The sequence below is a fragment of the Propionicimonas sp. T2.31MG-18 genome (assembly GCF_964266745.1).
In the GTDB taxonomy this organism is placed as follows: domain Bacteria; phylum Actinomycetota; class Actinomycetes; order Propionibacteriales; family Propionibacteriaceae; genus Propionicimonas.
Genome location: NZ_CAXWGX010000001.1, coordinates 602035 through 616194, shown reverse-complemented (window position 1 = coordinate 616194; position 14160 = coordinate 602035). Strand labels below are relative to the sequence as shown.

Below are 14160 nucleotides of genomic sequence, written 5' to 3'. Positions count from 1 at the left end.
GGAGTCACAATCATGGCAATCCAAACCATCGAGCCCACCGAGACCTTCCGCGAGGTTGAGCGGGACGACATCCCCGTACGTCGCGTTCAAGGCGACACCGGCCTTCAGCGCCTGGTTCATCTGATGGACTACTACTTCGATCGCGGCGGCATGCAGATGCAGTTCAACGTTGTCTCCCGCGAAACTCTCCTCAAGGCTCAGGCCGAGCCCGAGAAGTACAAGAGTCTGGTGGTTCGCGTGGCCGGATACTCGGCGTACTTCGTCGGCCTGGAGAAAATGGTCCAGCAGGACATCATCGAACGGACCGAAGAGCGGCTCTGAGGCTTCGAAAAAGGACGGTGTTCCGCAGCATCTCGTTGGACGCCGGATCGACATAGCTCGGGCAGTCCTGGCCCAAGAGGTTGGTCACTTGGAAGGCGTGAGCCCTCCAAGTGACCCCCCTTGGGCAATGCAAATCAGCGCTCCATTTTGAGAGAGGATACGGGTGCGCACGATGGCCGATACATCGGCCCAGCCACTGGGGCGGGTGTTTGACATCCAGCGTTGGAGCCTGCACGACGGGCCCGGCGTCCGCACTACCGTCTTCCTCAAGGGTTGCTCCCTGGAATGCAAATGGTGCGCGAACCCGGAGTCTTGGTCGGGCGATCCCGAAATGGCCTTCTTCGAGGACGAGTGCATCTTCGCCGGCGCGTGCGCGAATGCGTGCCCCTTCGGCGCGATCACCATGACGAGCGACGGACCCGTCACTGACTGGAGTGTGTGTAAGGGCAAGTGCTACCGCGAGCTGGAGCCGCCGTATCCCTGCACCACCGTGTGTCACGCACAGGCGCGTCGCACGCTGGGTCGCCACATGACCGTCGATCAGGTCCTGTCGACGGTCGAACGGGATCGCGGCATCTATCGGAACAGTGGCGGAGGGCTGTCGGTCTCAGGAGGGGAGCCCTTCTACCAGTCGGTGTTTCTGCGCGCACTGTTGCGTGAGGCGAAGGGTCGTTGGCTCAGCACAGTGGTGGAGTCCTGCGGCTTCGCAAACTGGGCGGCATATGAGAAGACGTTGGAGTACGTGGATTTCATGTATCTGGACCTGAAGGAAATGGACTCCCTGAAGCACCGCGAGTTCACGGGTCAGCGTAATGAGGTGATCATCAACAACGCGCGGAAGATCGCCACGTTCATGGATGCAAAAGGTTCGCCGTTGGTCATCCGGACTCCGGTCGTCCCAGGGTTGACGGCATCCGAGAAGAACATTCGCGACGTTGCCACGTTCGCGAGATCGCTGCCCGGCGTGGATACGCTTGAGTTGATGCCGTACCACCGACTCGGGCGTGGCAAATACGGGCGCATTGGCCGTGAGTACGAACTGCCCGATGTTGAACCGCCTGGCAAGAAGGAGATGGAGCCGCTGCTGGCCATTGTGGCCGAAGTCGGCCTGAACCCGAAATGGGGCCCGACTGTCGACGAGACGGGAACGGGCAGTCTCCAAAAGCAAGTGAAGTAAAACTTCCGGCCCGCAACGATGCGGAGCCCGATGAAGACAACGAAAGGAAATTTCGCAGATGTTCAAGAAGACCAAGTTCGCAGTCGCGGGTGCAGCCGCACTGATGCTGGCTGTCAGCGCCTGCGGCACGGCAGCGAACGCCGGTGGCTCCGGTGCAGCCCAGGCGGGGCAGCCCGCCAAGAAGATCGTGATCGGGTGGAGCCAGCGCGGCATCAGTGGCAGCGACTGGTGGAAGACTCTCGTCGAGGGCGGCCAGTCCGAAGCAAGCGCCGCGGGAGCGACCATCCAGCTCCTCGACGCCAACGGGGACACCGTCCGGCAGAACAGTGATGTTCAGACTCTCATCTCCAAGGGTGTCGATGTCGTGATCATGAACCCGAACGATCCGATCGGCGTTGGCGCATCTGTCGCCGCGCTCAAGGCCGCCGGGATCCCGCTCGTCGTCGTCAACTCCAATCTCGACCCGTCGCTTGTCCCCGACTCCTTCTGCTACGTGGCTGAGGATCAGAACGCAACCGGTGCCCTTTCTGGCGTCGACACCGCCCAAAAGGCCCTCAAGAAGTTCGGCGAAACGGGCAAGATCAAGCTCGTCTCCATCGGGGGCTTCCCCGGCGACGTCATCAGCGATCTTCGCTACAACGGGTTCCTCAGCGGGTGGGACAGCGTCATGAAGGACCATCCGAAGGTCACCACCGTCAAGCTCCCGATGAAGTTCGGCTCATGGAAGCCTGACCAGGCCCTGGCGCCCATGCGCGACGTGGCCACTGCCAATCCTGACCTCAACGTCGTCTTCAGCATGAGCGATGTCATGCAGGGTGGCATCGAGCAGGGGCTCAGGCAGGCCGGCGTCTGGGACAAGGTCATTCAGGGCTCCTACGACGGCGGCATGACCTCGGTCAAGCAGATGATCGACAACCCGGAGGGCCCGCTCCAGAACACCGCGTCAAACCAGCCGTGGGACCAGGGTGCCACCGCGGTCAAGATGGCCATCGCTGCGGTGAACGGCGACAAGGGCGCATGCTCGTCGGGAACCAATTACATCAAGACCACCCTGGTTACTCCTGAGAACGCGGCAACGTACTACAACTCCAACGACACATACGTTCGCGCAGCAAAGTAGCTGGACTGCCCCCGGCGCATGAAGCGTCGGGGGCACCCGCCCTCGAGCTTGAAGTGATTGCGAAGGAATGATTATGAACTCAGACGAGGGCGAGCGGCCCTACGTCCTCGAGGTGGAGGGCATCGACAAGGCCTATCTCGGGGTGCACGCCCTCCAGGAGGTCAGCCTCCAGGTGAGGGCCGGATCGATTCATGGGCTTGTGGGGCAGAACGGCGCAGGCAAGAGCACCCTGGTGAAGATGCTGTCCGGAGCCGAAGTGCCGGACCGGGGCACAATCACGGTCGCCGGGCGGGTCCAGACGATCCGTAGGCCCACCGATGCAAGGGCGGCGGGCATCTTCACGATCTTCCAGGAGCTGAGCCTGGTGCCATCCCTTTCCGTTGCCGAGAACATCTTCCTCGGACAGCTGCCCTGCCGCCGCCCTCTCAGGTCGGTGGATTGGGGCAAGATGCGCGTGCTGGCCAGGGGCGCGCTTGAACGAGTCGGATTTCAGAACATCGACGTCAGCCGGGCGGTGGGTTCCCTCCCCGTGGCCGAGCAGCAGGCGGTCGAACTGGCCAAGGCGCTCTATCACGACGCGAAGGTTGTCCTGCTGGACGAGCCCACCTCGGCGCTTCCCGCCCCGGATGTGGAAAGCCTCTTCGAGTTGCTGCGCAGGCTGGCCTCTGATGGCCAGGCGATGCTGTTCATTTCGCATCGGTTGGACGAAGTCCACAACCTTTGCGACGAGATCAGCGTGATGCGCGACGGCTCACTCATCGACAATCTGCGGACGAACAGTTGCTCCCAGGCGGACATCGTGCGGGCAATGATTGGCGAGAAGCTCGAGAAGTCGATCTCAGCGGCCGCCCTTCAGGGCGAAAAGGCACCCCGGTTGGGATCCGGTGCCAGCGAGGAGATTCTGCTGACCGGCCGCGGACTGTCCGACCGGAACCGCGTGGACGGAGTCAACCTGAGCCTTCGGCGCGGCGAAGTGCTCGGTCTTGCCGGCTTGGTCGGAAGCGGCCAGTCAGAGCTCGCCGGCATGCTTGCGGGCGCAAACCCCATGGAAGAAGGAACGCTCACCTGGAAGGGTAAGCAGGTGGCCATCTCCGGCCCCCGCGACGCCATCCGCCTCGGCATCGGCCTCCTCCCCCAGGACCGAAAGACGGAGGGCTTCGTCCCCGAGTTGAGCGTCGCCGAGAACATGACCTTGGCAAGCCACAACACATTCAGCCGGGGTGGCGTGCTCGATACCAAGCGCGAAGCAGCAGTTGCGAAAGACATGGTGCATCGCCTCGGCATGAAGGTATTCAGTGTCACACAGCCAATGAAAACGCTGAGCGGAGGCACCCAACAAAAGGGAATCCTCGCCCGCTGGCTGGTCCGGAAAGCGGAGCTGCTCATCTGCGACGAACCGACTCGAGGAGTGGATGTGGGAGCCAAAGAGGACATGTACGAGCTGCTGCGCGCGTTCTCCGCCTCTGGCGGAAGCGTCGTGATCGCGAGCTCTGAGATCTCGGAAGCCCTCATGTGCGACCGGGTTCTCGTCCTGAGGAACGGGCGAGTGGTGGCGGACCTTGACCACGATGAGATCGACGCCAAGGGCCAAGTGATCCTCGACGCCTTCGCCACGTCCCCATACGACAATGCCGTACCCAGCGAAGCTGGAATCACCGATAGGAGCGTTTGAAATGGTCAACGTTGTGGGCCAAGTCAGAGAACTTGCGGCCACGGGCGCCAGAAGAAGTGCGAAGGCAAAGGCGATCCTCGCGCAGAGCTACCTGCTCATCGTGCTCATCGCGATCTGCCTTGTCGGGGTGGCTGTGTCCCCGGAGTACTTCCTCACGGCCCGCAATCTGGCGAACGTCGTTTCGGTCGCGGCCATCTACATCCTGCTGGCGTTGGGACAGTTCTTCGTCGTCCTCACCGGCGGAATTGATCTGTCGGTCGGCTCGATCCTGGCGCTCTCCACCGTCCTCTCGGCCATCACGCTTCGGGCCGAGCTGGGTGCGGGGGCTGCCACCACGCTGACCCTGGCCGGGTGTGCGCTTGCCGGCGCACTCAACGGACTGCTGATCGTCTGGCTGAAGCTGCCGCCGTTCATCGCGACGCTCGCGACGATGAGCTCGATCAAAGGCGCCAGCTACATCATCCAGTCGACCGAGTTGATCCAGATCCGTGACGCGGGCTTCATCGAGACCTTCGCGACCGGGTCAATCATGGGCGTCCGGACCCCCATCCTGCTGGCAGGGCTGGCGACGATCGTCGTGGCGATGGTCGCCCGATACACCACATTTGGCCGTGGGCTCTACGCCATCGGTGGCAACACCGAAGCCGCCCGCCTCTCAGGCCTGCCTGTCTCACGAAACCTGCTCATCACCTACACCGTGTCGGGCGTCCTGGCCGGATTGGCCGGCGTGATGGCGGCGGCACAACTCCGCCAGGGCAGCTCTCTCATCGGCGTCGGATACGAGTTGGACGCGATCGCCGCGGTGGTCATCGGTGGGGCGTCCCTGGCCGGAGGCAAGGGCAGTCCACTCAACGCGGTCATCGGTGTGTTCGTCCTGACGCTGATCATCAACATCATGAATCTGGTCGGAATCTCCTCTGAGCCCCAGCTTGTGATCAAGGGTCTGGTCATCGTTGTGGCGGTGTTCTTGTCCAGCGCTGGAGGCGTCAAACGCATCTCCGACTGGCTCCGGCGAGCGCGTTCGGGCCGCTGATCTCACCGCACATACGAGCCGAAACAGGGACTACGAAGGGAGGGAGGTGGGTCGAGCCGCCTGGCGGCTGGACCCACCCCGACGATGGCTGAACAAGTTCGAACCGCCAGCAAGGCGAAGCTCATCGGAATCATCATGCCGCGGGATGGCCTTTTCGGGCCCGTAAGCCTGGGTGTTGCGATCACCGACGCGGCCCGTGCGGTGGGGTATGCGACCACGAACGTAGCCGTTCCGCAAGACCCGGACATGATGACCGGCGTGATCAGGGAGCTGCACCGGCTTCGCGTCGAAGGGCTCGTCATCGTTGACTCGACGACGGGCGTGGACGCCATGACGCAGGCGCTCTTCAGCGACTTTCCGGTGTCGATCATCAGGGGCGGAGAACTCGCCCCCGGACGAACGGGTGTGTGGATCGCGCAGCGGACCGCAGCCCGCCAGGTCAGCCAACATCTCTTCGACGTCGGCTGCACGCGGGTGGCGCACGTGGCCGGCCCGGACGACTGGTATGACGCCCATGAACGCGTCACCGGGTGGAAGGAAGCCGTCGCTGGCAGGGAAGGGTGTGCCCTCCTGCGTGCAGACAGTTGGGGGTCGGAGGCCGCCTACGAGGTGAGCAAGAGCCTCTTCAGCGACGAGTCCCGACCCGATGGGATCTTCGCCGCGAACGACCTGCTCGCACTCGGGGTTCTCCGGGCAGCCAAAGATGCAGGACTTGACGCGCCCAGGCAGGTCGCTGTCGCCGGATTCGACAACATCGCCGGATCGGCCTACTTCCAGCCCGCACTCACCAGCGTCGAACAACCATTTGCAGAGGCCGGGCGCAGCAGCGTGGACATGCTCCTGTCGGCGATCCGGGGGGAGAGCGGCGGAGTCGTAACCTACACACCCCGTGTAGTGATACGCGCCTCCACGTCCGACTTCGCCCGGGGGTCGAACTGACCAGCGCTGCTTGTCCGACTCGGGGCAACTCGCGGCGGAGCGGTGCACTCGATGACCGTCGCGGATCTGCAAATGCATGCTCTTCCTGCCGGAGCTGGCGCGCATCTGGCCCAGGCAGGAGATGGCGGGCGCCACAGCTCATCCGCCCCTGATGAGCGTCCCGCCGCCGAGGTTGGCTACACGCGGAGTACCCCCCGCGCTGCAGCCAACCTCGGCACCGGCAGGCTTCCGAGAGTTTCCCGCGCACCGTTGCCAGTCACGGGCGAGGAAAGGCGTCGACATGCGGCGCGGTAGCGCTATCACGACAATGTTGATTCCGCAACAGCGACGACGACCTGGCTGCGCCAACGCAATCCCGGGGAGTAATTGGCCCACAACGAATGTCCGGCACCCGCAAGGAATAGGTGCACCGTCGAATGATTCAAAGGAGCGAACACGGTGGTTGAGGAAGCGCTCCGCCTTTGTCGCGGGAATGTGCGGCTCGAGGTCTTGACCCTTGGGGCGACCCTCCGCCGATTCGAGGTACTCTTGCCCAGTGGGGAATGGCGAAACATCGTGCTCGGCTCAGCGGTCGTCTCCGACTACCTTGAATCGAACCGATATGTAGGCATGACCGTAGGCAGGTTCGCAAACCGGATCGCGGGCGCGCGATTCGCCCTTGACGGCAGAGAATATTTACTGGACGCCAACGAGCCGCCCAATCATCTCCATGGAGGCGCGGGAGGATTCCACTCCCGCACTTGGACAGTATGCGGATCGGGCGAAGACTGGGTCGAACTCAAGCTCATCAGCCCGGCCGGCGAGCAGGGCTATCCTGGCGAGGTTGAAGTGATGGCGCGCTACCAAGTACTCGCAGACGGCGCTCAAGTAACCTACCTGGCCCACACCAGCGAACCAACCGTGCTGAATGTGACCACCCATCCGTACTTCAATCTCAACGGCGAGGACGCAGGCACCAACACCGACCGGCACCAACTTCAGATCCACGCAAGCAGCTACACGCCGAACTGGGACGACGGAATCCCGACCGGCGAAATCCGAAAAGTCGAAGGATCCGCCGCAGACTTCCGAAACGGGTGTCACCTTGGGCGAGCGACCCACCAAGCTGAAGGCGAGGGAATCACCCGGCGCGGAGGTTTCGATCACAGCTTCGTCGTCGACGGTGAAGGGATACGGGAGCATTGCCGACTCGTCGGCCCGGATGGTCTCACCCTCACCATCGTGAGCGATCAGCCAGCACTCCAGGTCTACGGTGGCGACCACTTCGACGGCACCCAGGTCGGGACCTCAGGAGTGCCGTACGTGCGGCGGGCCGGTGTGGCACTTGAGACACAGGGCTTTCCTGACGCGCCAAACCACGCGGGATTTCCGACGACAGTCCTGCGACCCGGAGAGATCTACCGGACTACCACCTCCTGGCTTGTCGGGTCGCGCACCGACGTCGGGCTGTTGGAGTGGAGGCGCATGCCGGCTCGCCGTCCTCGAAAGGGAAGCCCAGCCGACTAGATCACATTGCACCCGGCGGGAGCTACTTCGTGAAGGGTGAGGCGTAGTCCGAGGGCGTTGGTGACTTTGAGGACGGTGGGCCAGGCGGGTTGCCTTCGGCGGAGAGGGCCTTGTGCAGACCGTCGCGGCTCATGCCGACCCGGTGGGCGAGTTCGCTCATGTTCTGTGAGCGCGCGATCACGCCGAGGGCGCGGGGGACCGCGGTTGGGTCGTCCGCGTACTCCTCCAGGACGATCTGGAGGTACGCGGCAGCATCATCGATGCCGTCGAGGTAGTCGACCGCATCGAAGCGGGTGTACCTGTCAGCCGTGGTTGTCATCACCGTCCTCCTCAGAGTGCCAATCGACTGCGAACTGGCGTGCCCGATCGATGTCTGCCTGTGTCGCCGTCTTGCAGGTAGACCCGGTAGTCCGGGCCATAGGTCAGTCGGAATTCCCACGCCCTGGCCGGCAGGCTTGGTGTCGCCGAGGTTGCCGTGGGCGGGCCGGTCGATCCGCTCGACGATTCGCAGGCGCGCCCGCCGGCCCTTGAGCCTTCCGAGCCAGCGGTCGGCACCTGTGTTGTAAGGGCTTCGACCATGTGTCGACTTAGCTGACACTGCGACGACCTGGAAGAGATCTGAGTCGGCTTGATAGTGGCTCGGTCCGTACGCTCGTTGGATGGATGCCGGTCGTCGCGAGCTGCATCGGCTGGTCGACGCCCTGCCGGAGGATTCCAGGTGGCTCTGTCGCTGGCCGACCTGCGAAGGCGGCTCAGGCCCGGTCTCGCATGCCGCCGCTGGCCTCCCGCTTCCTTCGGCATGGGCGTCGATCGAGGCGGATGCGTCGACCTGTCCGGGCGTGTGGATGAAGTCTTCGCCGACGGCTTCGGGGCACCACGACCACGAAGGCCAGTGGAAGGGGTCGGTAGGAGACGAACTGGATCCTGCCCCACATCTGCCCCACGATCCTCGTCGAACAGCGCAACAACTGTACGTAATGCCTAGTCAAGAGCTAGTTGGCACCCGCCCCACGGTAGGTTCAACTCCTCTCTCGCGCACTTTTTTGTGTCCGGCCCTGATCAGGGCACACAGCATCTGACCGCGGTCTTGGGTCCTGGCCCGGTTCGGATGAGCCCGCACCTCCCGGCGCCCCACGGTGGGCGCACCGGCTGTTCCGCCCGCTGACGGTCGGTGGAGCCTCACCACCGCTGTCACCGGATGTTCGGCGTGGCGTCGGTTCCGGGTCATGTGCACGAAGCGTTGGGCTGGTGGCCTGAAGCCTCAGCGTCCACGCACGAAAGGCACACCATGGCCCGGATCCCACGGCTGCTCGCGACGGCAGCGGCCGGCACTGCTCTCCTTCTTCCTGCCGGAGTGGCGCAGGCGACCCCTCCCCCCGCCCAGACCGTCACCGGCCCGAGTTCCTCCCAGTCCCCGTTCCTTGTTCCCACGGCGCCGGGGGTGAGGACGGAGTCGCTGCTCACGGTGGGTGACGCGGCCGACAACGGCTACCGCATGGTCGGCATCCCGGACGGGCTGGGGGCGTTCGACAACGGGGACGGCACGATCACCGTGCTGATGAACCACGAGCTGGGCGCCACCAAGGGTGCGGTGCGGGCGCACGGATCGAAGGGTTCGTTCGTCTCGAAGTGGGTGATCCGCACCTCCGACCACCGGGTCCTGTCCGGCTCCGACCTCATCCACCGGATCATGTTCCGCCGGGCCGACGGCACCTATGTGGCCGGCACCACGGCGATCGACCGGCTCTGCTCGGCCGACCTGCCGCCGCACTCCGCGTTCTACAACCCCCGGACCGGGCGGGGCTACAACGGCCGGCTCTTCATGGACGGGGAAGAGGCGACGACCGGACGGGCGTTCGCCCACGAACTGAACGGGACGTCCTGGGACCTGCCCGACCTGGGCCGCTTCCAGTGGGAGAACTCCCTCGCCAACCCGGCCACCGGCGACAGGACCGTCGTCATCGGCACCGACGACTCCACACCCGGGCAGGTGTACGTCTACGTCGGCACCAAGAAGGCCACCGGCAACACGATCGAGAAGGCCGGCCTGGCCGGGGGGCAGCTCTACGGGATCAGCACCCCGGGCTTCACCGACGAGTACGACCGCGCCACGGGGGACGCCGTGCCGGGCTTCCGTCCCCACCGGTTCACGCTCGCCGGTCTCGGCGACGTGAGCGGCCTCGACGCGGCCGGTCTCCAGGAGCGCTCGGAGTCGAAGGGGGTCACCGAGTGGTGGCGGCCGGAGGACGGCGCCTGGGACGCCCGGAACCCGAACGTGTTCTACTTCAACACCACCGCGCGCTTCGACGGGCCGTCCCGGGTGTGGAAGCTCACCTTCACCGACGTCACCAGGCCGCAGCTCGGCGGTCGGGTCAGCCTGCTGCTCGACGGCACCGAGGGCCAGCACATGCTCGACAACATGGCCGCCGCACGAAACGGCAAGCAACTGCTCCTGAACGAGGACCCGGGCAACACCCCGTACCTGGCCGGCGTCTACAGCTACACCCTGCGCACCGATCGGCTCACCAAGGTCGCAGAACACGACCCGAGCCGGTTCACCGAGGGCGGCAGCGGGTTCCTGACCACCGATGAGGAGTCGTCGGGGACAATCGACGTCTCCCACCTCCTCGGGCGAGGCACGTACCTGGTCACCACCCAGGCCCACCAGGGCCTGGCCGATCCGGAACTCGTCGAGAACGGCCAGCTGCAGCTCATCCGTGTCCCGTGGACCGACCACGGGCGCGGCCGGAAGCAGTAGTCCCGAGTGGCCGGCCATCCTGCTCGGTGGGGCTCACTCGAGTCGCGCCGAGCGGGTGGCCGCCGGAACCAGCCCGTTCCTCGGACTCCGCACCCTCAGCGCGTCGGCAGCGCCGTCCGCACGGCGGGAGGTCGCATTCATCTCGAAAAGCCCTCGCGCAGGTGCGCCCCTCGGGCCCAGAATGGGTGGCCAAGAGTTCCTCGCCCCCACCGCTGACGTCTGTGGGGTGACACCTCCGGGAGGATCGAGACATGACTGCTGAAAGCGGTTGGCCGGATCGCACCCACCTGCCGATCCGTCCCTTCCAGCAGGTCGGGCACATCGATCGGACCATCGATGGTTCGGACCCGATCGAATGGCCTCGTGAGGTGGAGGCGCCCGATGGCGCGCCGAACGTCCTCCTGGTGATGACCGACGATGTCGGCTTCGGTGCCAGCGACGTGTTCGGCGGACCGATCCCGCTCCCGACGTATCGGCGCCTGGCGGAGCGCGGTTTGCGGTACAACCGCTTCCACACCACCGCACTGTGCTCGCCCACCCGCGCGGCGCTCCTGACCGGGCGGAACCACCATGTCGCCTCGACGGGCATCATCATGGAGTTCTCGACGCCCTTCCCGGGCTATCACAGCATCGTCTCCCAGAGCGTGGGGACGCTGGGGGAGATCCTGACCGGCAACGGCTACGCGACGGCATGGTTCGGCAAGAACCACAACGTCCCGGACTGGCTCACCACTCCGGCGGGCCCGTTCACCCTCTGGCCGACAGGGCTGGGGTTCGAGTACTTCTACGGGTTCCTCGGCGCGGACGCCCACCAGTTCCGCCCCGCGGTGTACGAGGGCACGACTCCCGTCGACCCGTACCTGGGCCACGAGGACAACTACCACCTCGACGCCGACCTGGCCGACCACGCGATCACGTGGATCCGGACGCAGAAGGCCGTTCGACCGGGCAAGCCGTTCTTCGCCTACTACACGCCGGGCACGGCCCACGCCCCCCACCACGCGCCGAGAGAGTGGATCGAGAAGTTCGCGGGCCAGTTCGACCACGGCTGGGACGAGCAGCGCGTCCGGACCTTCGAGCGGCAGAAGGCGATCGGGGTGATCCCGCCGGACGCCGTGCTCAACCCGACCCCTGACCACTACCGCCGCTGGGACGACCTCTCGGAGGACATGAAGCGGGTGTGTGCCCGCGAGATGGAGTGCTACGCCGCCGCTCTGGCGCACTGCGATTACCAGGTCGGCAGGGTCGTGGACGCCATCGAGGAACTCGGCGAGCTGGACAACACCCTGATCATCTACATCCAGGGCGACAACGGCTCCAGTGCCGAGGACCCGACGGGACACGGGCTGACCAGTGAGATCGGCGTGATCGCGAACGGCCTGGTCGATCGCGAGGACTTCATGGTCGAGAACATCGACGAGTTCGGCGGCATGTGGTTCCAGAACCACTTCTCCCACGGCTGGGCGCACGCGATGAACTCGCCCTACCAGTGGGACAAGAAGATCGCGTCCCACCTCGGCGGCTCGCGGACGTCCATGGTGGTGTCCTGGCCGAGCGGGATCACCGATTCCGGCGGGCTGCGCTCGCAATTCACGCACGTCACCGACATCGCCGCCACGATCCTGGACGTTGCCGGCATCCCGATGCCGGAGAGGATCAACGGGGTCGACCAGGTGCCGCTCAACGGGGTGAGCCTCTCGCCGACCTTCACCGACGCCGACGCACCCGAGAAGCACACGACCCAGTACTTCGAGGTGGTCGCGAACCAGGGCATCTACCACGACGGCTGGATCGCGAACACCGCGCCCAAGCGCTTGCCGTGGGTGGGGATGGGGCCCACCAACCCGGACCCGTTCGAGGACTACGAGTGGCAGCTTTACAACCTCAACGACGACTTCACCCAGTCGAGGAACCTCGCGGACGACCACCCGGAGAAGCTTGAGGAGCTGCGCCAGCTCTTCCTCAGCGAGGCCCGGCGCAACCAGGTGCTGCCGCTGGACGACCGCTACATCGAGCGGCTCCGTCCCGAGAACCGCCCGCAGCACAACGCAGGCCGCACCACCTACACCTACTTCCCGGGTGTCACCCGGATCACCGAAGGCATGGCGCCGGACGTCAAGAACACGTCGTTCCGGATCTCGGCACAGGTGACCCTCCCCGACATCGGCGCCGAGGGGGTGATCATCACCCAGGGCGGCTGGTTCGGGGGCTTCGCGCTGTACCTGATGCAGGGACGCCCGACGTTCGCCTACGCCCGATCGCACTACCCGGAGCACAAGTACGTGACCACGGCCCCCGACGCCCTCGGCGCCGGAGACCACACCGTCGTCGCCGAGTTCTCCTACGACGGCGGCACCCCGGGCAGCGGAGGCGACCTGATGCTCATCGTCGACGGGGACGTCGTGGCGCGGGGCCGGATCGACCAGACCGTGCCCGTGCGGTTCTCCGCGGACGAGACGCTGGACATCGGCGAGGACACCGGTACACCCGTCGTGCGGGACTACGACGTCCCGTTCCGGTTCACCGCGACGATCCGCAGGGTTGTCGTGGAGATTCTCGGCTAGCGCCCTGGGCGCGGCCCCCGACGACGGCCCGGTGGCCCGAAAAGGAGGTGCTGACAGTGAGGATGCTGGGCAGCGTTGCCCCCAGCGACGTCGAGCGAATGATGGACCGCCTGCTCATGACGGAAGGGGCCACCCGGCACCGCAAGCTCTCCGCGTTCTGGGTGCTGATCACGCTGGCCACGGTCATCGCCAGCGCCGGCGTCATGGCCGATTCGACGGCGACGGTGATCGGGGCGATGATCGTGGCCCCGCTGATGACCCCGATCCTCGGCACGGCGCTGTCCGTGGTGCTCTCCCGGCGGCGTCTGATCCTGGTCAACCTGGGGATGGTGGTGGCCGGAGCCGCGTGCGTGATCGTGATCGCCTACCTGCTGGGCATGACGAACCACACGCTGCTGGTCGCAGACACGAACGCCCAGATCGCCGCGCGGGTGTCCCCTCGGCTGATCGACCTGCTCGCCGCCCTGGCGACGGGGGTGGTGGGTGCCTTCGCCATGGTGCGCTCCGACATCTCGGACACCCTTCCCGGGGTGGCGATCGCGATCTCACTGGTACCGCCCCTCGCCGTGGTGGGCCTGACCCTGGAGTCGGGGGCCCCGCAGCAGGCGGTTGGCGCCCTGCTGCTGTTCGGGACGAACGTCACCGCGATCATCGCGACGGGCACGGTCGTCTTCCTCGCCTACGGCGTGCGGCAGGCGGCGAGTGAACTCGGGGCCGGCATCGGCGTCCTGCATCGGGCAACCGTGGCCGTGGTCATCGCGGCGGTCGCCGTGCTCGCCGTCCCCCTGGGGTTGGGCAGCTGGGTGGTCCTCCAACAGGAGCTGATCGCGGCCAGGGCCGCCCCGGTCGCGACGGAGTGGGCGAGCGCCCAGGGTTGGCAGATCCAGGACATCAGCGTGCGGCAGGGGAGCCTTCGCATCGTCGCGCTCGGACCCCCGCCGACAATTCAGGAGGCCGGCCTGCGGGAGCGGCTCGACCGGGCCGGCCTGCAGGGTGTCGACGTGCGGGTGACCCTCGTGCTCGGCGGCAGCGTCGTCCTTGTCGGTGGACGGTGAACGGCGAGCACGTGA

Annotated in this window: 11 protein-coding genes; 10 read left to right on the top strand and 1 reads right to left on the bottom strand. The window is 65.6% G+C overall.

What is annotated here, in order from left to right:
* The first annotated feature begins 12 nt into the window (after nucleotides 1-12).
* From ACFQQJ_RS02585 to ACFQQJ_RS02555, 7 genes are all read left to right on the top strand, one after another.
* On the top strand, nucleotides 13-321 hold the full coding sequence (locus ACFQQJ_RS02585) for a glycine radical domain-containing protein (protein ID WP_377103767.1): 309 nt from the start codon (nucleotides 13-15) through the stop codon (nucleotides 319-321).
* Between the two features lie 172 nt (nucleotides 322-493).
* On the top strand, nucleotides 494-1498 hold the full coding sequence (locus ACFQQJ_RS02580; protein ID WP_377103956.1) for a glycyl-radical enzyme activating protein: 1005 nt from the start codon (nucleotides 494-496) through the stop codon (nucleotides 1496-1498).
* 58 nt (nucleotides 1499-1556) lie between these two features.
* The gene (locus tag ACFQQJ_RS02575; RefSeq protein WP_377103765.1) at nucleotides 1557-2618 is read left to right on the top strand and encodes a sugar ABC transporter substrate-binding protein; all 1062 of its coding nucleotides are present in this window, start codon (nucleotides 1557-1559) and stop codon (nucleotides 2616-2618) included.
* Nucleotides 2619-2691: 73 nt separating this feature from the next.
* A complete protein-coding gene (locus tag ACFQQJ_RS02570; RefSeq protein ID WP_377103763.1) occupies nucleotides 2692-4290 on the top strand; it encodes a sugar ABC transporter ATP-binding protein in 1599 nt (532 codons plus the stop codon).
* 1 nt (nucleotide 4291) lies between these two features.
* A complete protein-coding gene (locus ACFQQJ_RS02565; protein WP_377103761.1) occupies nucleotides 4292-5323 on the top strand; it encodes an ABC transporter permease in 1032 nt (343 codons plus the stop codon).
* Nucleotides 5324-5407: 84 nt separating this feature from the next.
* The gene (locus ACFQQJ_RS02560) at nucleotides 5408-6262 is read left to right on the top strand and encodes a substrate-binding domain-containing protein (RefSeq protein ID WP_377103759.1); all 855 of its coding nucleotides are present in this window, start codon (nucleotides 5408-5410) and stop codon (nucleotides 6260-6262) included.
* Between the two features lie 438 nt (nucleotides 6263-6700).
* Nucleotides 6701-7768: an aldose epimerase family protein gene (locus tag ACFQQJ_RS02555; protein WP_377103757.1), complete on the top strand. Its 1068-nt coding sequence runs from the start codon at nucleotides 6701-6703 to the stop codon at nucleotides 7766-7768.
* A 22-nt stretch (nucleotides 7769-7790) separates the two neighbouring features.
* On the opposite strand, the gene ACFQQJ_RS02550 is transcribed toward ACFQQJ_RS02555, so the two are convergent.
* Nucleotides 7791-8087 carry an addiction module antidote protein gene (locus ACFQQJ_RS02550; RefSeq protein ID WP_377103755.1) on the bottom strand — a complete coding sequence of 99 codons (297 nt, stop codon included), beginning with the start codon at nucleotides 8085-8087 and terminating at the stop codon, nucleotides 7791-7793.
* A 1122-nt stretch (nucleotides 8088-9209) separates the two neighbouring features.
* Here ACFQQJ_RS02550 and ACFQQJ_RS02545 point away from each other — a divergent pair.
* From ACFQQJ_RS02545 to ACFQQJ_RS02535, 3 genes are all read left to right on the top strand, one after another.
* Nucleotides 9210-10526 carry a hypothetical protein gene (locus ACFQQJ_RS02545; protein WP_377103753.1) on the top strand — a complete coding sequence of 439 codons (1317 nt, stop codon included), beginning with the start codon at nucleotides 9210-9212 and terminating at the stop codon, nucleotides 10524-10526.
* 251 nt (nucleotides 10527-10777) lie between these two features.
* Entirely contained in the window at nucleotides 10778-13090 is a 2313-nt protein-coding gene (locus ACFQQJ_RS02540) for an arylsulfatase (RefSeq protein WP_377103751.1), read from the top strand.
* 62 nt (nucleotides 13091-13152) lie between these two features.
* Nucleotides 13153-14145 carry a DUF389 domain-containing protein gene (locus ACFQQJ_RS02535; protein ID WP_377103954.1) on the top strand — a complete coding sequence of 331 codons (993 nt, stop codon included), beginning with the start codon at nucleotides 13153-13155 and terminating at the stop codon, nucleotides 14143-14145.
* Nucleotides 14146-14160 lie beyond the last annotated feature (15 nt).

Bases quoted from the DNA above. Each gene is read 5' to 3' on its own strand.
- ACFQQJ_RS02585 (WP_377103767.1), top strand. From the start codon at position 13: ATGGCAATCCAAACCATCGAGCCCACCGAGACCTTCCGCGAGGTTGAG.
- ACFQQJ_RS02580 (WP_377103956.1), top strand. From the start codon at position 494: ATGGCCGATACATCGGCCCAGCCACTGGGGCGGGTGTTTGACATCCAG.
- ACFQQJ_RS02575 (WP_377103765.1), top strand. From the start codon at position 1,557: ATGTTCAAGAAGACCAAGTTCGCAGTCGCGGGTGCAGCCGCACTGATG.
- ACFQQJ_RS02570 (WP_377103763.1), top strand. From the start codon at position 2,692: ATGAACTCAGACGAGGGCGAGCGGCCCTACGTCCTCGAGGTGGAGGGC.
- ACFQQJ_RS02565 (WP_377103761.1), top strand. From the start codon at position 4,292: ATGGTCAACGTTGTGGGCCAAGTCAGAGAACTTGCGGCCACGGGCGCC.
- ACFQQJ_RS02560 (WP_377103759.1), top strand. From the start codon at position 5,408: ATGGCTGAACAAGTTCGAACCGCCAGCAAGGCGAAGCTCATCGGAATC.
- ACFQQJ_RS02550 (WP_377103755.1), bottom strand. From the start codon at position 8,087: ATGACAACCACGGCTGACAGGTACACCCGCTTCGATGCGGTCGACTAC.
- ACFQQJ_RS02540 (WP_377103751.1), top strand. From the start codon at position 10,778: ATGACTGCTGAAAGCGGTTGGCCGGATCGCACCCACCTGCCGATCCGT.
- ACFQQJ_RS02535 (WP_377103954.1), top strand. From the start codon at position 13,153: ATGCTGGGCAGCGTTGCCCCCAGCGACGTCGAGCGAATGATGGACCGC.